Below are 21,547 nucleotides of genomic sequence, written 5' to 3' on the forward strand. Positions count from 1 at the left end.
ATTTTTTATTATCAAATTATCAACATAAAAATTATATACTTACTAATAAAAAATATTCATTAACAAATATTTTTGTTTTCTTAATAAAAAACCAAAATTTTAATTTTTACAATAAAATAAATAATAATAAATTATTAGTTTATTAATGAAAAAAGTTGTTACGATGAATATTCCAACAGTGAAAGATCTAAAAAGAGTTGTTATTATTGGAGCTGGATTTGCTGGATTACAAGTAGCAAAAAAATTAAGAAGGGATAAATTTCAAGTCGTTCTTATTGATAAAAACAATTATCATACTTTTCAACCTTTATTATATCAAGTAGCTACAGCAGGTTTGGAACCAGATTCTATAGCACATTCTATCAGAAATATTATAAAAGACAGAAAAAATTTCTTTTTTAGATTAGCAAATGTTTATTATATAAATATAAATCAACAGAAAATATATACTAATATAGGAGAATTAAATTATGATTACTTAATTATAGCTACAGGTTCTGTTACTAATTTTTTTGGTAAAAAAAATATTGAATATTTTTCTTTACCAATGAAATCTATTCCAGAAGCTTTAGATTTAAGAAGTTTAATATTACAAGATTTTGAATCTGCTTTATTAACAAATGATATAAAAGAAAAAAAAAGACTTATGACTTTTGTTATTGTTGGAGGTGGTCCTACTGGAGTAGAACTTGCAGGTGCATTAGCAGAAATGAAAAGGTATGTATTACCTAATGATTATCCTGATTTAGATATTAAATATATGAATATTCATTTACTACAAGCTTCTTCCAGATTATTAGATGGAATGTCAGAACAATCAGCGAAAGAAGCTTATAAAAATTTGGAAGAATTAGGTGTTATTATTTGGTTAAATTGTTTAGTACAAGATTATGATGGAAAAATAGTATTTACAGAAAATAATAAAAAAATAGAATCTGCTAATGTAATATGGGCAGCTGGCGTAAAAGGAGCAATCATCAAAGGATTTGCAAATGAAGATATCAAACGACAAAGAATTTTAGTTGATGATTATCTTAAAGTTATAAAATATGATAATATTTTTGCCATTGGAGATGTAGCGTACAATGATCAAAATAAATCCTATCCAAACGGATATCCTATGACCGCTCAACCAGCTATACAACAAGGAAATTATCTTGTAAAAAACTTTAATTATTTATTAGATAAAAATGTTATAAAACCTTTCGTATATCTAAATCTAGGATCAATGGCGACAATTGGTAGAAATAAAGCAGTTTGTGATTTTCCTTTTTTTAAATTAAAAGGATTTTTAGCTTGGATAATTTGGATGTTTGTTCATTTAATTAGCTTAGTAGGTTTTAGAAATAGAGTTATAGCTTTAACTAATTGGATTATTCAATATTTGCAATATAATAAAAGCGTTCGTTTGATTATAAGACCTTTTAATAGAAAAAAAAATCATTTAAAAATAAATTGAGAAAGAATATTTTTCATTTTATTTTCTGTTTCTATTAATTCCTGATCTATATCACTATCTATTGTTATCCCACTACCAGCATATAAAGTGATCTCCTTTTTTTCTTTTTTTATTCTTGCACATCTCAAATTCAAATATAATTCCATATATTTTTCATTTACAATCCCAATATATCCTGTATAGAAATTTCTTTTATATCCCTCATTTTTTTTTATAAAATCAAAGGATTGTTCTTTTGGAAATCCACATATAGATGGAGTAGGATATATATGGTTTAATACTTCATTATAATTTGGAGTTTTTAAAAAAGAAAATGAAATTAAAGTTTCTAAATGTTGCAAATGACCCATTCTTTTTATTCCAGTTTTTTTTAAGGTAACAAATCCATTATAGGATCTTAATATTTTTTCAACATATTTAACTACAATATTATGTTCTTTTATTTCTTTTGATGTCCATATTGCATAATCACTCCAAATAGTTCCTGCTAATATAGATATTAATAATTTTTTATTTTGAAATTTTATTAGTAATTCCGGTGTACATCCAATCCAAAAACCATGATGAATATCATACCAAATACTAATTAAAGCATTAGGATAAGATATCATCAACTTTTGAAAAGTTTTTTCCAAAGATATATTATGAAAAGGGATTTTAACATATTTAGATAATACAACTTTTTGAAAAGTTCCTTTTTTTATTTCTCCAATAGCTTTTTTAATTAAATTCTTATACTTTTCTTTATTATAGAATTCATTGAGTAAGAATGAATTATTATTCCAAATAGTATCATTTTTTAATCCCATTTTACTAACAACAGGTAAATTTTTTGGAATGTTTGTGCAATAAATTATATTTGGATTTATTTTTATAGTTTTAGTGTTGTCAAAACTTTTAATTAAGAAATATTTTTCGTTTTTTTTGGGAGAAAATGGTATACTATTATTGTGGTAAAAAAAAATCTTTTTTTCATAAGGTTTTCTAAAAATAACAAAATTTATATTACCATAATAACTTTTTATAATTTTTTTATATAGTTTTATAATACTTATTATTTTCAATTTTTTTTCTTCATTATTATAATATTTGTCATTTTGCATAAACTGATAAGTTTTTTTTCTTCATTGAAGATATTTGCTTGTATAAAATGTATAGTTTTTCCTTTATGAATAATTTTTGCTTTTGCAAGTAAAAATCCTTTTTTTACACATTTTATGTGATTTGCTGAAATTTCAATATTAAAAATATTATATTTGTTATTATCATTAATATTTTTTTTAATATTAATAAGTGATAATGAACTACCAACACTTTCTGCTAGGGTGATTATGGCACCTCCATGAATGAAACCAAATGGTTGAATATTTTTTTTATTTATAGGCATTTTTGCTATTAAACTATCTATACATGGAGATAAGTATATAAATTTAATTTGCATCATATCTATAAACGTATTTTTTTTTAAATGATTTAATTTATTTAGTAATTTTTTTACTTTTTTCTCCATTACATTATTTTAAATTTTAATAAGTTTTAATTATTCAATGCAAAAAATTTATAAAATATAAAAAATAATTTTTATTATACGTCAACGAATCAAAATGATAACATATAAATAAAGAATAATATAATAGTATTATGAATGAAAAAATAAATGATAATGATTTTATTCCTTTAATAGGAAACAATTCAAAAATTATTGGATTTGAAAAAAAACAAAAAATTCATACAGATGGATTGTTACATAGTGCAGTATCAGTATTTATATTTAATAATAAAAATTATTTGATGATGCAAAAAAGATCATATAATAAATATCATTCATCATTATTATGGACAAATACATCTTGTAGTCATCCTAAAAAAAATGAATCATTGTTAATGGCAGCACATCGCTGTTTAATAGTAGAAATGGGTTTTGATTGTTTGTTAAAAGAAAAATTTTGTTTTTCATATTATGAATCATTTAAAAATGGTATAATAGAAAATGAGTTAGATCATGTTTTTGTAGGATATTATGATAAAAATCCAATAATAAATTCTAAAGAAGTTGAAAATTGGAAATGGATGTCTTTAGACAAATTAATTAGTAATATTAATTTTTATCCTAATTTATATACTATATGGTTAAAAATTATTATGAAAAATTATTTAAATAAATTATTATATGACAATAGCCACTATAAGTAAAAAAGGAAGTTTTAGCGCTGCTCATAGACTTTATAATAAACAATGGAATTACGATAAAAATATTGAGGTTTTTGGAAAATGTGCATATTTAAATTATCATGGACATAATTATGAATATGTAGTAAGTCTAACAGGAGAGGTTGATAAAAAAACTGGATTTGTTTTTAATTTAAATGATTTAAGTAAAATATTGCATCATTTAGTTATTAACTTATTTGACCATAAGAATATAAATATTGACATAAAAGAATTTAACTCAATTAATCCTACAATAGAAAATATTTCTATTTTCATATGGAATTTGATAAGAAATCAAATTCGTTTAGATATAGATATTAAAATTACTTTGTACGAAACACAAAACAATTTTGTTGAATATTATGGAAAATAATAATGTTGTAAAGAAAACATATTTGTATAAAAAACATATTGCTTTAGGATCAAAAATGGTTACATATTCTGGGTTCATTATGCCTCTTCAATATAAATCATCTATAGTAGAACATATGCATGTAAGGAATCATTCCGGTATTTTTGATATTAGTCATATGGGAAAAATATTTTTAAAAGGAAAAGATTCAAAAAAAATTATTCAATTTTTAACTACAAATGATATTAATCATATAAAAATAGGACAGGCTCAATATAATTGTATGGTTAATCATAAAGGTGGAATTATTGATGATTTAGTTATTTATAAAATATCAGAAACAGAATTTTTACTGATAGTAAATGCTATTAATACAGAAAAAAACAAAAAATGGATAAATCATTATATACATATAAAAAAATATAAAAATATAAATATAATAGATTACTCTAATGATTATTCTATTTTATCTGTACAAGGACCTAGGTCATTAGATTTAATTCAAAATTTAACCAATATATCGTTAAATATGATAAATTTTTATCATTTTAAAATAGGAAAATTTTCAGGAATAGAAAATTTATTAATATCTAGAACAGGTTATACAGGTTCTAAAGGAGTAGAAATTATAATTCCTAATGAATATGTAGAAATAGTATGGGATAATATTTTGAAAATATCAAATAATATTATTCCTTGTGGAATAGCTAGTAGGGATTCATTAAGGCTAGAAATGGGATATCGTCTATATGGAAATGATATTTCTGATGATATAACTCCTATAGAAGCCGGATTATCTTGGATTATAAAATTTGATAAAGAATTTATTGCAAAAGAAATACTAAAAAAACAAAAAATAGAAGGAGTACAAAAAAAATTACTATCTTTCATAGTAAATAAAACAGGTAAAATTCCTAGAAGTGGATATCCAATAGTGTTATGCAATAATTATATTATTGGAAATGTAACATCTGGCGGTTTTTCTCCTATTTTAAAAAAAGGTATAGGATTAGGTTATGTAAATAAAAATAAATTAACAAAAAATAGCTCTATTTATATATTAATAAGAAATGAAAAAATTCCTATTTCTAAAGTAAAATTACCTTTCATTAACAATCCTTAAAAAAAATTTTTTTATCCAAAAAAATAGCATAACATATATAAAACATATTAAAAATAATTTTTTACTGGCAATACCTGTATGTTTTACTCAATTAGCTATTATATGTATAGGTTTTTTTGACAATATAATGGTTGGTTTTTTAGGAAAAAATGCGTTAGCATCAATATCACTAGCCAATGCTGTATTCTTTATAATAATTATTTTTGGATTCGGAATATCATCAGCAATTTCGACATTAATTGCATCAATAGATGGAAAAAATGAATATAAAAAAGGAGCTACTATATTTTACCATGGATTAATTTTAAATTTTTTTTTATCTATATTTATGTATGTATTAGTACATATTTTTTTTTATATTCTTCCATATTTGGGTCAACCAAAAGAAATATTAAATGATACAATATCCTTTTTAAGAATCACATCTATTTCTTTAATACCATGGATGATATTTGAAATTTTAAGAAAATTTTCTGAAGGATTATCTTTAGTATTTCCTAGTTTATTATCTACTTGGACTTCTGTTATTGTTAATATAACATTGAACTATATATTTCTTCATGGAATATTTGGATTTCCAAAATTGGGAATTACTGGAGTGGCTTACGCTACTTTGATTTCTCGTATAATTATGTTAATATGTATTTCTATTTTACTACTTAAATACGAAAAAATACGAAAATATTACAATAATTTAAAATTTTCAATAAAATTTCAAAAAAAATATTTCAAAAAAATCCTAAACATAGGAATTCCTTCTGGATTACATATGTTATTTGAAATGAGTGCTTTTGCTATTTCTTCTTTTATATCAGGAAGATGTGGAATAAAAGTTTTAGCAGCACACCAAATAGTTATTAGTTTAGTTTCTTCTACTTTCCTTCTAAGTGCAGGATTATCTGTTGCTGCTACTGTTAGAATAGGGAATCAATTAGCTTTGAAAAATTATTATGAATTAAGAAAAGTAGGAAAATCTATATTTTTTATGGGATTTATTTTTATGTTAATATGCAATTTTATATTTATTTTTTTTAGAAAAAATATACCATATATGTATATCAATGATGAAAAAGTAGCCTTTTTTGCAGAAAAAATGATCGTTATTGCTAGTATTTTTCAACTATCAGATGGAATACAAGGAATTATATTAGGAGCTTTAAGAGGATTACAAGATGTTCACATTCCTATGTGGATTAGTCTATTTTCTTATTGGATTGTAGCTATTCCTATGGCTTGGTTTTTATCTATAAAAATGGGAGGAGAAGGAGTATGGATAGGATTAGGAATTGGTCTTACTATATCTGCTATTTTATTCTTTATAAGATACGAGTCTATAACTAAAAAACTTATTAAAAAAAGCAATAATAAATATCTGTTTATCAGATAAAAATGATAATTAAATTTATATTTGTCATATCTATGCATGAAAATACTACTAAAGTAATGTATATTCTTTAATATGAAAACATTTAAAGAATATAATTTTTTTGAAAAAAAAATTATCCAAACTTTGGAAAAAATTGGATTTAAATATCCAACTCCTGTACAAGAAAAAGTAATTCCTTTTTTATTAAAATCAGAAAAAGATGTGATAGCATTAGCTCAAACAGGTACAGGAAAAACAGCAGCTTTTGGACTACCAATTATTCAAAAAATAAATTTAAAAATAAATTTACCACAAGCTTTGATTTTATGTCCTACAAGAGAATTATGTATACAAATAACTCGTGATATTTGTCGTTTTTCACAACATAATCCGTTAATTAATATTATACCTCTATATGGAGGAGTTAATATAGAAAATCAAATAAGATCTTTAAAAAAGGCAAACCATATTATAGTAGGAACTCCAGGAAGAATTATTGATTTATTAATAAAAAAGAAAAAATTGAATTTTCATCATATGAAATATTTGATTCTTGATGAAGCAGATGAAATGCTTAATATGGGATTTAAAGATGAATTAGATACAATAATAGAGAAATTACCAAAAAAAAGACAAAGTTTACTATTCTCAGCAACAATGTCTAAATATATGAGTGTAATAGCTCATAACTACTTAGTAAATCCAGTAGAAATCACTATCGGTAAAAAAAACATTGGTTCTGAAAATGTAAAACATATTTACTATGTTGTAGATAATGTGAAAAAAAAATATTTAGTTTTAAAAAGAATCATAGACATCAATCCGGAGATTTATGGAATAATATTTTGTAGCACTAAGAAAGAAACTCAAAAAATAGCAGATTGTCTTATAAAAGATAGTTATCATGCTGATGCCTTACATGGAGATTTATCTCAGATACAACGTGAATCTGTTATGAAAAAATTTAGAAATAAAAATTTGCAATTTCTTGTAGCCACAGATGTAGCATCACGTGGTTTAGATGTTAATAATATCACTCATATTATAAATTATAGTATTCCAAAAGAAAGTGAAATTTATGTACATAGAAGTGGACGTACTGGTAGAGCAGGTAATCAAGGTATATCTATTTGTATTATACAACCAAAAGAAGGTAAAAATTTGAAAGAATTTGAAAAAAAAATTGGGAACTATTTTAGTCGTATTATGATTCCTAGTAGGAAAGAAATATGCGAAAAACAATTATTTCATTTTATTGAAAAGGTTAAAAAAATTGTTGTAGACGAAAAATATATGAATAAATTTCTTCCTAAAATTCAGAAAAAACTAGAATTATTTGATAAAGAAGAATTAATAAAACGTTTTTCCTGGATTGAATTTAATCGTTTTATCATTAATTATTATAAAAATTCTGAAGAATCTATAACAAATCAACTAAATAAAATTAATGATTATCATTTTAATACCAAAAAATATTTTACAAAACAGAAAAAAGAAAATTTTTCTAAACTATTTCTCAATATAGGATATAAAGATAATCTAACAAAAATTGGATTAATAAATTTAATTAATAAAGCTATGAACCATTCAAAAATTAATATTGGTCATATAGAAATTTCATCTAATTTTTCTTTATTTGAAATAGAAAAACGTTATAGAAATAAAATATTGATAGGAATGAATAAAGTAAAAAATCATTTTGGAAAAACTATTTCTATAAAAATAAAAAATTAAATTTTTTAATTATGTCTGGAAATATTTTTGGAAATATATTTAAAGTTAGCACTTTTGGAGAAAGTCATGGAAAAGCAGTCGGTGGTATTATTGATGGATGTCCTTCTGGAGTAGAATTAAATTTAGAAAAAATTCAATATGAATTAAATCGTAGAAAACCTGGTCAATCATCAATTGTTACTCAACGAAATGAATCTGATACAGTAAATTTTCTTTCTGGAATTTTTAATAAAAAAACAACAGGAACTCCTATTGGTTTTGTTATTTATAACAATGATCAAAAATCTGATGATTACGAACACATAAAAAATGTATATAGACCTTCTCATTCTGATTTTACATATGAAAAAAAATATGGAATAAGAGATTATAGAGGTGGAGGACGATCTTCCGCTAGAGAAACAATTTGTAGAGTAGTAGCTGGATCCATAGCTAAACAAATAATAAAAGATATTAAAATTATAGCTTATGTATCTTCTGTTGGAAATATTTGTATAGATAAATCTTATGAAGACTTAAATTTATCAGAAAAGATCATAGAGAGTAATCCTATAAGATGTCCCGATATACATTACGCAAAAAAAATGATATCAAAAATTAAAGAAATAAAAAGCATGGGAGATACAGTAGGAGGAACTATTACTTGTGTAGTAAAAAATATTCCAATAGGAATAGGAGAACCTATTTTTAATAAATTACATGCAGAATTAGCAAAAGCAATGCTTTCAATTAATGCAGTAAAAGGATTTGAATACGGAAGCGGATTTGATGGTACTAAATTGACTGGTTCGCAACATAATGATTTATTTGAAAAAAATGGAAAAACTCAAACAAACTTATCAGGTGGCATTCAAGGAGGAATATCAAATGGAATGGATATCTATTTTAAAATTGCTTTAAAACCTGTAGCTACAATTATGCAAGAACAAAAAACTATAGATAAATACGGAAATTCCATATATATAAAAGGAAAAGGAAGACATGATCCTTGTGTTCTTCCTCGTGCTGTTCCTATTGTTGAGTCTATGACTGCTTTAGTTTTAGTAGATTATTTTATGTATAATAAATTATCTAAATATTCTTCCATTTTTAACAATTGAAAAAAAAATTTCTTATTTCTATTTTAGGACCAACTTGTATTGGTAAAACGGATTTATCTATTTTTCTAGCTAAAAAATTTCAAACTGAAATTTTATCTTGTGATTCTAGACAATTTTACAAAGAAATAAAAATAGGGACATCTATGCCAGATAGGGAACAATTATTTCATGTTAATCATCATTTTATAGGACATTTAAGTATCCATCAAAATTATAATGCAAAATTATTTGAGATAGATTTTTTAAATAAAGTGAGAAAATTATTCTATCGATATGATATGTTAATTATGGTAGGAGGTTCCAGTTTATATGAAAAAGCAGCAACAGAAGGACTATCTGATATTCCTGAAATAAATAAAAAAATTAGAGATAATTTAATTTTCAATTTTAAAAAAAAAGGAATTTCATTTTTAAAAAATGAATTTAAAAAATTTAGAACAAAAGAAAAATATACAATAGATATTAATAATCCAGTACGTTTAATAAGATTCCTAGAAATAATAAAATCTACAGGAAATCCTCCTTCATTTTTTTTCAAAAAAAAAAATGAAAATAGATATTTTTTTTCCGTCATCAAAATAGGATTGATAAAATCTAGGGACGAAATATATTATGACATAAATAATAGAGTAGAAAAAATGATAAAAATTGGTTTATTAGAAGAAGCTAAACTATATTATAAATATAGAAATTTAAATAGTTTACAAACCATAGGTTATAAAGAAATATATAATAATTTTTTTGAAAAAAAAAATAGCCTAATCGATACTATAGAAAAGATAAAAATAAATACTAGAAAATATGCAAAAAAACAATTATCTTGGTATAGAAGAGACTCAAACATTACTTGGTTTCATCCAAAAGAAAAAAATAAAATAATATCATTTATCATTAATAAAATAAATAACAATAAAAAAGTGGGCAATACTGGATTTGAACCAGTGACCTCCTGCTTGTAAAACAGATGCTCTAAACCAAACTGAGCTAATTGCCCTTATTATTATCCCAAATGTAATAAAAAAAATATTATGAAAGTACTTCAGAAACAACAAAAGTACTTCCACTAATTAAAATTAAATCATCTTTATCTGATTCCTTGATAGCAGAAAAATAAGCTTCTTTTACAGAAAAAAAGAACTTTATTTTCTCTCGACTATGAAATATATGATCAACTAATTTTTTCAAATCATTAATATGAAACTTTCTATCTACATTAGGTTGACAAAAATAATAAAAAGAATTAATAGGAAAATATTTTAACAAGGATACTACTTTTTTTTCTTTAACAAAACCTAAAATTAGATGTAATTTATTATAGGATTCTTTTCTTAGTTGACGAGAAATCATAGAAATTCCTGCCTCATTATGAGCTATATCACAAATAATTCTTGGATTATATCTTTTTATAATTTGCCATCTTCCTTTAAACTTAGTATTTTCTATTACATTTTTTAATCCATTTTTTATGGATCTGCATGAAATAGATATATTTTTTTTTTTGTGTAAAATGTTTATTATTTTTAATACTAAAAATTTATTAAATTTTTGATAATCAGCATCAAATGGAATATTAAATTTTGAATATTTTTCATTATATGTAGAAAAATAAATAGGAGAATTTTTCTTAAATGCTTCTTTTAAAAAAATAAATCTTATATATTTTGGAATATTACACCCAAGTATTACTGATATATTATTTTTTATTATTCCTGACTTTTCTATAGCTATTTTTTCTTTATTATGACCAAGTATTTCTACATGATCTATACTAATGTTAGTTAGTACTGAAATTTCTGGAATTATTAAATTAGTAGAATCCAACCTTCCTCCCAACCCAACTTCAATAATCGCGAAATTAACTTTATTTTCTTTAAAATATTGAAAAGCTAAAGCTGTATTCATTTCAAAAAATGAGATTTTTTCTTTTTCTATAAATTTTTTATTTTTTTTTACAAAATTTATAATAAAATTTTTTTCTATTAAAATTCCGTTACAAGTTATTCTTTCTCTAAAATCTATTAAATGAGGAGATGTAAATACTCCTACTTTGTATTGACTTTCTTGAAGAATAGAAGATAACATATGAACAGTAGAACCTTTTCCGTTTGTTCCACCAATATGAATACTTTTAAAATATTTTTGAGGATTTCCTAAATAAGAACAAAAATTATTTATTCTTTTTAATCCTGGTTTATAAGATTTTATACCAATTTCTTGATAAGAAGGGATACGTTTTAATATCCATTGAATTGTTTCAGAATAATTCAAATTACAACTATTATTATATAATTAATATAGCAAAAATATATTTTTTATAAAAAATTGATTAAATTCACATTCTGTTTGAATTTGTATAATCATTAATTTTTAAAAAAATAGAATCACATTTACATTTTATTGAAAAAATAATAAAAGAAGATATAGAAAATGGGTTTCCTATAGAAAAAATTAAATTTCGTTTTCCTCCTGAACCCAATGGTTATCTTCATATTGGTCATATTAAAGCTATATGTTTAAACTTTGAACTTGGAAAAAAGTATGATTCCAAAGTAATATTGAGATTTGATGACACTAATCCTATTGTAGAGAGCAAAAAATTTATAGAATCAATAAAAAAAGATATACTTTTTTTGGGATTTAAATGGGATGAAATTACTTATGCATCAGACTATTTCCATAAATTATATGAATTAGCTATAGAACTCATTAAAAAAAATAAAGCTTACGTAGATACACAATCTCAAAATGAAATAAAATTACAAAGAAAAACACCTTTTGAACCTGGAATAAAAAGTTATTATAGAAATAGATCAATCCATGAAAATCTATATTTATTAGATAAAATGAAAAATGGATTTTTTAAAGAGGGATATTGTGTTCTTAGGGCAAAAATAGATATGGAATCTTCAAATATGAATATGAGAGATCCAATCATGTATAGAATTATAAAAAAAAAACATCATAGGACTATGGATAAATGGTGTATATATCCTACTTATGATTGGACTCATGGACAATGTGATTATTTTGAACAAATATCTCATTCTTTATGTTCATTGGAATTTGAAAATAGAAAACCTTTATATAACTGGTATATAGATCAAATTTATAATAATGATAATAAAAAAATAAAACCTAAACAAATAGAATTTTCAAGACTAAATTTAAGTCACACTATAACCAGTAAAAGAAAAATACAATATCTCATTGAGAATAAAATAATTCATTCTTGGAATGATCCTCGTATACTAACAATATCTGGATTACGTTGTAAAGGATATACTTCCGATTCTTTAATAAATTTTATTCATAAAATAGGAATTTCTAAAAGAAATAATATTATTGATATATCTCTTTTAGAATTTTTCATTAGAGAACATTTAAACAAAATTTCTACTAGAGTAATGGTAATATTACGACCAATAAAAATAATGATTGATAATTATTCTACAAATGATACTGAATGGATAGAAATTGAAAATAACCCTGAAGATCTTAAATTTGGAACTAGAAAAGTTCCATTTTCAAAATTATTATATATTGAAAAAGACGATTTTTTAGAAAAAGAAAAAAATGGATTTTTTCGTCTTTGTATTGGTAAAGAAGTAAGACTTAAAAATGCTTATATTATCAAAGCTAATTCAGTAATAAAAAATACAAAAGGAGAAATAGAAATAATACATTGTACTTACGATAAAAAAAGTAAATATCATAAAAAAAATAATAATTATACAAAAATTAAAAAAAGAGTAAAAAGTACTTTACACTGGGTTTCCGTAAAACATTCTTTTCCAGTTGAAATTCATTTATATAATCATTTATTTTTAAAAAGAAATCCAGATATACCAAATTTTAAAAAAAATATCAATCCAAAATCAAAAGAAAAAATTATAGGATATGCAGAACCTTTTTTAAAAAGGGCAAAAAAAGGAGATCATTTTCAATTCCAACGAATTGGATACTTTTATGTTGTAGAAGAAACAAAAGAGAATGAACATATAATTTTTAATAAAACAGTTTCTATTAAAGATAAATGGAAAAAAATAAGAAAAAAAAATATATAAAAACTATTATAATAAAAGTTCAGGTGATAGAGAATCATACTCTCTTAATCCAGTTCCTGCAGGAATTTTGTGTCCAACTATCACATTTTCTTTTAATCCATGCAAATAATCAGTTTTGCTACTTATCGCTGCCTCACTTAAAACTTTTGTTGTTTCTTGAAATGAAGCCGCAGATATAAATGATTTAGTTTGTAAAGCTGCTCTTGTTATCCCTTGTAGTATAGGTCTTGCTGTCGCAGGTATAGCATTTCTTGTTTTCATTAACTTTTTATTTTTATAGTTTAGAACTGCATTTTCATTTCTTAAATCTCTATAACTAATAATATCTCCATTTTGGAAAAAATCAGAATTTCCGCAATCTTCCACTACCATCATTTGAGATATTTTATCATTTTCTTCTATAAAATCATCTTTATATTCAATACTACCTTCCAAAAACTTTGTATCTCCAACATCTATTACCTCTACTTTTCTCATCATTTGTAAAACAATTACCTCAAAATGTTTATCATTTATTTTAACTCCTTGTAATCTATATACTTCTTGTATTTCCTGTATTAAATATTCTTGTACAGCTCTAACTCCTCTAATATTCAAAATATCATTAGGGGTAACAGCTCCATCTGATAAAGGCATTCCTGCTTTTACATAATCATTTTCTTGAACTAATATTTGATTAGATAATTTAACAAGATATTTTCTAATTTCTCCTGTTTTAGATTCTACAATAATTTCTCTACTTCCTCTTTTTATTTTTCCATGACTAACTATTCCATCCATTTCAGAAACTACAGCAGGATTTGAAGGATTTCTTGCTTCAAATAATTCTGATAAACGAGGAAGTCCACCCGTAATATCACCAGATTTAGCAGATTTTCTAGGAACTTTAACTAAAATTTTACCCACTTCTATTTTTTCTTCATCTTGCACCATTAAATGTGCTCCAACTGGTAAATTATATGTTTTTAATTCTTCATTATTATTAACAATTTTTAATGTTGGAATCAAATTTTTATTTCTCACTTCTGTTATTACTTTTTCTTGAAAACCAGTTTGTTCATCTATTTCAACTTGAAAAGTAACACCTTGTTCTAAATGTTGATAAGATATGATACCAGAAAATTCTGAAACAATAACTGCATTATATAAATCCCATTTACAAATGACATCTCCTGACTTTAATTTATCTCCATGATGTACATATAAAGATGCTCCATAAGGAATATTATTTACCATTAGAATTGATGACCTATCTGTACTAAAAAGTTTCATTTCTGTAGATCTAGATACTACTATTCCAATCTCATTAGAATCTATTTTTTTTGTTTTTACAAATTTAAGATCTTCAAATTCTATAATACCATCATATTTTGCTCTTATTTGTGAAGATTCTGTTATATTTCCTGCCGTTCCTCCAACATGAAAAGTACGTAATGTCAATTGAGTACCAGGTTCTCCAATAGATTGCGCAGCAATAACTCCAACAGCTTCTCCCTTTTTTACTATCTTTCCTGTAGAAAGACTTCTACCATAACATTTAGAACAAATACCCATTTTAGCTTCACAAGTAAGAGGAGATCTTACTTCAACAGTTTCTATACCTGATTTTTCTATTATACCTGCTATTTTTTCATCAATCATTTCTCCAGATGAAACTATCAATTTTTCATTATTTTTTGCATAAAAAATATCATTCAATGATATACGACCTAAAATTCTATCAAATAAAGTTTCTACAATTTCTTCGTTTTTCTTTAAAGCTGATATTTTCAATCCACGTAATGTATTGCAATTATCAATTTTTATGATTACATCTTGTGCTGCATCTACTAAACGTCTTGTAAGATAACCAGCATCAGCTGTTTTTAAAGCTGTATCAGCTAGTCCTTTACGTGCACCATGAGTAGATATAAAATACTCTAAAATGGACAAACCCTCTCTAAAATTAGATAAAATAGGATTTTCAATAATTTCTCCTCCTGTGGATCCAGTTTTTTGTGGTTTTGCCATTAAACCTCGCATTCCAGAAAGTTGACGAATCTGTTCTTTAGAACCTCTAGAACCAGAATCTAACATCATATAAACCGGATTAAATCCTTCTCTATCCTCACGCATATGTTTCATTACTTTTTCTGTAAGCATAGTATTTGTATTTGTCCATACATCAATTACTTGATTATAACGTTCGTTATTTGTTATTAAACCCATGTTATAATTTATCTTGATATTGTCAACTTGTTTAATAGCATCATTCACCATTTCTTTTTTATCTTTCGGAATAATAATATCTCCTAAACCAAAAGATAATCCTCCTTTAAATGCATTATAAAAACCTAATTCCTTAATATCATCTAGAAATTTAGCTGTAGTGGGTACATCTGTAAGATATAATATTTTTCCTATGATTTCCCTTAATGATTTTTTTGTAAGAGATTTATTAATATAACCTACTTGTTTAGGTATAACTTGATTGAAAAGAACTCTACCTGTAGTTGTATCAACTAATTTTTCATAAAAATTATCTTCTTCCCGAATAGATACTTTGACCTTAATAACCGCATGTAAATCTAACATTTTTTGATTATATGCTATTTCAACTTCTTCTGAAGAATAAAATTTAAAACCTTCTCCTTTTACTTTTATACTTGAATTTGATAATAATGGTTTTGTCATATAATATAATCCCAATACCATATCTTGTGATGGTACAGTGATAGGAGATCCATTTGCAGGATTCAATATATTTTGAGAAGCTAGCATTAAAATTTGAGCCTCTAAAATTGCTCCATTAGATAATGGTAAATGAACTGCCATTTGATCCCCATCAAAATCAGCATTAAATGCAGCACATACTAAAGGGTGTAATTGAATTGCTTTTCCTTCTATTAACTTAGGTTGAAATGCTTGAATTCCTAACCTATGCAAAGTAGGTGCTCTATTTAATAATACAGGATGACCTTTTAGAACATTTTCAAGGATATCCCATATTATGGAATCTCTTTTATCTATTATTCTTTTAGAAGATTTTACTGTTTTTACTATTCCTCTTTCAATTAATTTTCTTATAATAAAAGGTTTATAAAGTTCAGCTGCCATATCTTTTGGTAATCCACATTCATGCAATTTTAAATGTGGTCCTACAACAATTACAGATCTTGCAGAATAATCCACTCTTTTTCCAAGAAGATTTTGTCTAAAACGTCCTTGTTTTCCTTTTAGTGAATCAGATAAAGATTTTAAAGGACGGTTAGCATCTGATTTTACCGCAGAAACTTTTCTAGAATTGTCAAAAAGAGAATCCACTGCTTCTTGTAACATTCTTTTTTCGTTTCGTAAAATAACTTCAGGAGCCTTTATTTCTATAAGACGTTTTAAACGATTATTTCGTATTAATACTCTACGATATAAATCTGTCATATCAGAGGCTGCATAACGTCCGCCATCCAAAGGAACTAATGGTCTTAACTCAGGTGGAATAACAGACAAAACATGAATAACCATCCATGAAATTTTTCCACCATTTTTTTTACCTTCTCTAAAAGATTCAACTACTTGCAATCGTTTTAATGCTTCAATACGTCTTTGTTTAGATGTTTCATTATTAGCTTGTTTTCTCAATTCAGATGATAATGTATCTAAGTCTAGAAGATTTAGTAAATCTTCTAGACTCTCAGCACCCATTTTAGCAATAAATTTATTAGGATCAGAATCTTCTAAATGTTGATTTTCTTTTGGAAGTCTATCTAAAATATGTAAATATTCTTCTTCCGTAAGAAAGTCTCCTATTTGAAATGGTAATCCATCTGATTTAATGGCTTTTCCTACTTGTATGACAACATATCTTTCATAATAAATAATCATTTCAAGTTTTTTAGAAGAAAGACCTAATAAATATCCAATTTTATTTGGAGATGTTCTAAAACACCAAATATGAACGACAGGAACTACAAGAGTAATATGCCCCATACGTTCTCTTCTTACTTTTTTTTCAGTTACTTCTACTCCACATCTATCACAAACAATTCCTTTATAACGGATTCTTTTATATTTACCACAAGCGCATTCATAATCTTTTACTGGACCAAAAATACGTTCACAAAAAAGACCATCTCTTTCTGGTTTATGTGTGCGATAGTTTATTGTCTCTGGTTTCAATACTTCTCCATGAGATTCTCTTAAAATTACTTCAGGAGAAGCTAATCTTATAGTTACTTTATTAAACTTAATATTTTTTTTTTTATTCATTTCTTTGATAAATAATGAATGAATTTATTCTTCTAACTTTATATCTAAACCTAATCCTTTCAATTCATAACATAGAACATTGAAAGATTCCGGATTATTAGGTTCAGGCATAGGATCTCCTTTGACTATAGCTTCATAAGTTCTAGCTCTACCAGTTACATCATCTGATTTAACAGTAAGAATTTCACGTAATAAATTAGATGCTCCAAAAGCTTCTAATGCCCAAACTTCCATTTCTCCAAACCGCTGCCCTCCAAATTGTGCTTTTCCGCCTAAAGGTTGTTGAGTAATTAAAGAATAAGGACCTATAGAACGTGCATGCATTTTATCATCTACCATATGTCCTAATTTTAACATATATATTACTCCTACCGTAGCAGGTTGATCAAACTTTTCTCCTGTTCCTCCATCAAATAAATGAGTAGATCCAAGACAAGGGATACCAGATTTATTTGTGTAAAATTCTATTTCTTTTATAGAAGCTCCATCAAATATAGGAGTTGAAAATTTTACGTTTAATTTATATCCAGCCCATCCTAATACTGTTTCATATATTTGACCTATATTCATCCTAGAAGGAACACCTAAAGGATTCAAAACAATATCAACTGGAGTTCCATCTTCTAAAAAAGGCATATCTTCTTGTCTAAGAATTCTTGCTACTACTCCTTTATTTCCATGTCTTCCTGCCATTTTATCTCCTACTTTTAATTTTCTTTTTTTAGCAATATATACTTTTGCCATTTTAATAATACCAGATGGTAACTCATCTCCAACAGTAATAGAAAACTTTTTATGTTTCATAATACTATTTAAATCATTAACCGCTATTTTATAATTATGTAATATTTCTGATACTAAATTATTAGTATCTTCACTATCTGTCCAACTATCAGAATAAATGCCTATATAATTTTGTATTGTATTTAGTAATTTTTCTGTAAATTTTTCACCACTTTTTATAATATTTTGTTTTTTTTCATTAAAAATAGGACTATGACATTTTTTATCAGATAAAATAATTTGTAATTTAGATACTAGTAAATTTCTTAAATTTGAAAATTTTTTTTCGTATTCTATTTCCAAATTTTCTATTCTTGTTTTATCTAAAATTCTAGTTGTTTTATTTTTGATACTTCTAGTAAAAAGTTTTGTATCTACTACAATTCCAAATAAAGAAGGTTCTGCTCTTAATGAAGCATCTTTTACATTTCCAGCTTTATCACCAAAAATAGCTCTTAATAATTTTTCTTCTGGAGTAGGATCAGATTCTCCTTTTGGAGTTATTTTACCTATAAGAATATCTCCTGGTTTCACTTCAGCACCTATTCTTATAATACCATTTTCATCCAAATCTTTAGTTGCTTCTTCGCTGACATTTGGAATATCATTTGTCAATTCTTCCATTCCTAATTTTGTATCTCGAACTTCCAAAGAGTATTCATCTATATGAATAGAAGTAAACCAATCTTCACTAACCACTTTTTCAGAAATTAAAACTGCATCTTCAAAATTATATCCATTACATGGAATAAAAGCAGCTTTTAAATTTCTACCCAAAGCTAAATCTCCTTTCTCTGTAGCATATCCTTCACATAAAATTTGTCCTTTGAATACTTGCATTCCTTTTTTTACAATAGGTTTCAAAGTAATACATGTATTTTGATTTGTTTTTCTGAATTTAATTAAATTATAAACTTTTCTTTCTGAATAAAAACTAACTAGAGATTCTCGATATGTTCTATTATAACAAATAATAATTTTTTTTGCATCTACATATTCCACTATCCCATTTTTTTCTGCATTAATTAGAATTCTAGAATCATTTGCTACTTGTTTTTCTAAACCTGTACCTACAATAGGAGATTCAGGTTTTAATAACGGTACTGCTTGACGCATCATATTGGATCCCATTAGTGCTCTATTCGCATCATCATGTTCCAAAAAAGGAATCAATGATGCAGATATCGAAGCAATTTGGTTGGGTGCTACATCAACATAATCCACTTGTTCTGGTTTAACTATTGGAAAATCTCCATCTTCACGAGCTATAATTCTATCTGAAAAAAAATTTCCTTTTTTATCAATAGCGTTTGCTTGTGCTATAATTTTTCCTTCTTCCTCTTCAGCACTTAAATATTGTACTTTAGATTTTAAATCAATTTTTCCATTTTTTACTTTTCGATATGGAGTTTCAACAAATCCCATATTATTAATTTTAGCAAATACAGACAAAGATGATATTAATCCTATATTAGGACCTTCTGGAGTTTCTATTGGACATAATCTTCCATAATGAGAATAATTAACATCTCTAACTTCAAATCCTGCTCTTTCTCTAGATAAACCACCAGGACCCAATGCTGAAAGTCTTCTTTTATGAGTAATTTCTGATAATGGATTGGTTTGATCCATAAATTGAGATAATTGGTTAGTACCAAAAAAAGTATTAATAACAGATGATAATGTTTTTGCATTGATAAGATCAACTGGCATAAATACTTCATTATCTCGTACGTTCATTCTTTCTCTTATAGTTCTTGCCATTCTAGCTAAACCAATACTAAATTGTGTATATAATTGTTCTCCTACTGTTCTAACTCTTCTGTTAGATAAATGATCAATATCATCTACTTCTCTTTTAGAATTGAATAAGGCATTTAAATGTTCTACTATTGCAATAATATCTTTTTTAGTTAAGACTAAATGTTCTAAATCTATATTTAATCCTAAACGTTTATTTAAACGATATCTTCCTACAGGCCCTAAACTATATCTTGTATCAGAAAAAAACAATTTATCTATAACTCCCCTAGCAGTTTCTTCATCTGGTGGTTCTGTATTTCTAAGCTGTCTATAAATATATTCTACAGCTTCTTTTTCAGAATTTGTAGGATCTTTTTGTAAAGTATTATATATTATAGAATAATCATTTTTTCTCCCCCCTCCTTTATGTAAAAGAATTATTTTTATTTCATGTTGAATAATTAAATCAATATGTTCTTCTTTTAGTAAAGTATCCCTATCTATAAGTATTTCATTTTTTTCTATAGAAATTACTTCTCCAGTATCTTCATCTACAAAGTCCTCATGCCATATTTTCAAAACCCTAGCAGCTAGAGTTCTATTGATAATATGTGAATATTCTTTTTTTTCTTTTATTTCTACTTCTTCAGCTAAATCAAATATTTCTAATATATCTTTATCTCTTTCATATCCTATAGCACGTAATAAAGTAGTCATAGGCAATTTTTTCTTTCTATCTATATATGCATACATAACATTATTAATATCCGTTGCAAATTCTATCCATGAACCTTTAAATGGAATTATTCTTGCTGAATATAATTTTGTTCCATTAGCATGATGAGATTGACCGAAAAAAACACCTGGAGAACGATGTAGTTGAGAAACAATTACTCTTTCTGCACCATTAAATATAAATGAACCAGAAGGCGTCATATATGGACATGTACCCAAGTATACATCCTGATATACCGTTTCAAAATCTTCATGTTCCGGATCTGTACAATATAGTTTTAATTTAGCCTTTAAAGGAACGCTATAAGTTACACCTCTTTCAATGCATTCTTCTATAGAGTATCTAGGAGAATCAATAGAATATCCTTTAAATTCTAAAACAAAAGAATTTCTAGCATCAGATATAGGAAAATTTTCCATAAAAGCTTTGAATAAACCTTCATTTTTTCTATCTTCTGGTTTTGTTTCTAATTGAAAAAATTCTTTAAAAGATTTTATTTGTATATCCAAAAAATCAGGATACTCTACTTGCTTTGCTACTGAAGAGAAAGTAATTCTTTCTGATGTATTATCTGTATTCACCAATTTATTTAATTGATATTTATTGTTTATTTTCAGTTTTAAAATGTATT

The 21,547-nt window shown here is 25.2% G+C and carries 14 protein-coding genes and 1 tRNA gene; 9 read left to right on the forward strand and 6 right to left on the reverse strand.

From position 1 onward, the window contains the following. Positions 1 to 163: 163 nt before the first annotated feature. On the forward strand, positions 164 to 1,459 hold the full coding sequence (locus H0H49_RS02165; RefSeq protein ID WP_185864759.1) for an NAD(P)/FAD-dependent oxidoreductase: 1,296 nt from the start codon (positions 164 to 166) through the stop codon (positions 1,457 to 1,459). Here the strand turns inward: H0H49_RS02165 and H0H49_RS02170 are convergent. Next, complete coding sequence (locus tag H0H49_RS02170; protein ID WP_185864331.1) at positions 1,441 to 2,562, reverse strand: chorismate-binding protein; 1,122 nt, start codon at positions 2,560 to 2,562, stop codon at positions 1,441 to 1,443. The genes H0H49_RS02165 and H0H49_RS02170 overlap by 19 nt on opposite strands. Beyond that, the gene (locus H0H49_RS02175; RefSeq protein WP_185864332.1) at positions 2,520 to 2,969 is read right to left on the reverse strand and encodes a PaaI family thioesterase; all 450 of its coding nucleotides are present in this window, start codon (positions 2,967 to 2,969) and stop codon (positions 2,520 to 2,522) included. Before H0H49_RS02175 ends, H0H49_RS02170 begins: the two co-directional genes overlap by 43 nt. Positions 2,970 to 3,100: 131 nt before the next feature. Here H0H49_RS02175 and H0H49_RS02180 point away from each other — a divergent pair, with 131 nt between their 5' ends. The 7 genes from H0H49_RS02180 to miaA all read left to right on the forward strand — a co-directional run bounded on the left by H0H49_RS02180 (position 3,101) and on the right by miaA (position 10,304). Next, complete coding sequence (locus H0H49_RS02180) at positions 3,101 to 3,652, forward strand: isopentenyl-diphosphate Delta-isomerase (protein ID WP_185864333.1); 552 nt, start codon at positions 3,101 to 3,103, stop codon at positions 3,650 to 3,652. Beyond that, a complete protein-coding gene (locus H0H49_RS02185; protein WP_185864334.1) occupies positions 3,630 to 4,043 on the forward strand; it encodes a 6-pyruvoyl trahydropterin synthase family protein in 414 nt (137 codons plus the stop codon). Before H0H49_RS02180 ends, H0H49_RS02185 begins: the two co-directional genes overlap by 23 nt. Then, positions 4,033 to 5,145 (forward strand): glycine cleavage system aminomethyltransferase GcvT, encoded by a 1,113-nt coding sequence (gene gcvT, locus H0H49_RS02190; protein ID WP_185864335.1) that lies wholly within the window; start codon positions 4,033 to 4,035, stop codon positions 5,143 to 5,145. The genes H0H49_RS02185 and gcvT overlap by 11 nt, the downstream gene beginning before the upstream one ends. 127 nt (positions 5,146 to 5,272) lie before the next feature. Beyond that, a complete protein-coding gene (locus tag H0H49_RS02195; RefSeq protein WP_238784936.1) occupies positions 5,273 to 6,532 on the forward strand; it encodes an MATE family efflux transporter in 1,260 nt (419 codons plus the stop codon). Positions 6,533 to 6,604: 72 nt separating this feature from the next. Continuing rightward, positions 6,605 to 8,245 carry a DEAD/DEAH box helicase gene (locus tag H0H49_RS02200; protein WP_185864336.1) on the forward strand — a complete coding sequence of 547 codons (1,641 nt, stop codon included), beginning with the start codon at positions 6,605 to 6,607 and terminating at the stop codon, positions 8,243 to 8,245. Between the two features lie 11 nt (positions 8,246 to 8,256). Continuing rightward, entirely contained in the window at positions 8,257 to 9,345 is a 1,089-nt protein-coding gene (gene aroC / locus H0H49_RS02205; protein WP_185864337.1) for a chorismate synthase, read from the forward strand. Beyond that, complete coding sequence (gene miaA / locus H0H49_RS02210; protein ID WP_185864761.1) at positions 9,342 to 10,304, forward strand: tRNA (adenosine(37)-N6)-dimethylallyltransferase MiaA; 963 nt, start codon at positions 9,342 to 9,344, stop codon at positions 10,302 to 10,304. The genes aroC and miaA overlap by 4 nt, the downstream gene beginning before the upstream one ends. Here miaA and H0H49_RS02215 read toward each other — a convergent pair. Together H0H49_RS02215 and H0H49_RS02220 are read right to left on the reverse strand one after the other, a co-directional pair. Further along, positions 10,264 to 10,339, reverse strand: a tRNA-Val gene (locus tag H0H49_RS02215). The genes miaA and H0H49_RS02215 overlap by 41 nt on opposite strands. A 32-nt stretch (positions 10,340 to 10,371) precedes the next feature. Next, entirely contained in the window at positions 10,372 to 11,613 is a 1,242-nt protein-coding gene (locus H0H49_RS02220) for a bifunctional folylpolyglutamate synthase/dihydrofolate synthase (RefSeq protein ID WP_185864338.1), read from the reverse strand. Between the two features lie 128 nt (positions 11,614 to 11,741). On the opposite strand from H0H49_RS02220, the gene glnS reads away from it, so the two are divergent. Further along, a complete protein-coding gene (gene glnS / locus H0H49_RS02225) occupies positions 11,742 to 13,409 on the forward strand; it encodes a glutamine--tRNA ligase (RefSeq protein ID WP_238784964.1) in 1,668 nt (555 codons plus the stop codon). Between the two features lie 6 nt (positions 13,410 to 13,415). On the opposite strand, the gene rpoC is transcribed toward glnS, so the two are convergent. Together rpoC and rpoB are read right to left on the reverse strand one after the other, a co-directional pair. Next, positions 13,416 to 17,654 (reverse strand): DNA-directed RNA polymerase subunit beta', encoded by a 4,239-nt coding sequence (gene rpoC / locus H0H49_RS02230; RefSeq protein ID WP_185864339.1) that lies wholly within the window; start codon positions 17,652 to 17,654, stop codon positions 13,416 to 13,418. A gap of 24 nt (positions 17,655 to 17,678) precedes the next feature. After that, positions 17,679 to 21,500 (reverse strand): DNA-directed RNA polymerase subunit beta, encoded by a 3,822-nt coding sequence (rpoB, locus tag H0H49_RS02235; protein ID WP_185864340.1) that lies wholly within the window; start codon positions 21,498 to 21,500, stop codon positions 17,679 to 17,681. Positions 21,501 to 21,547: the final 47 nt, after the last annotated feature.

Source organism: Blattabacterium cuenoti, assembly GCF_014252035.1.
GTDB lineage: Bacteria > Bacteroidota > Bacteroidia > Flavobacteriales > Blattabacteriaceae > Blattabacterium > Blattabacterium cuenoti_Z.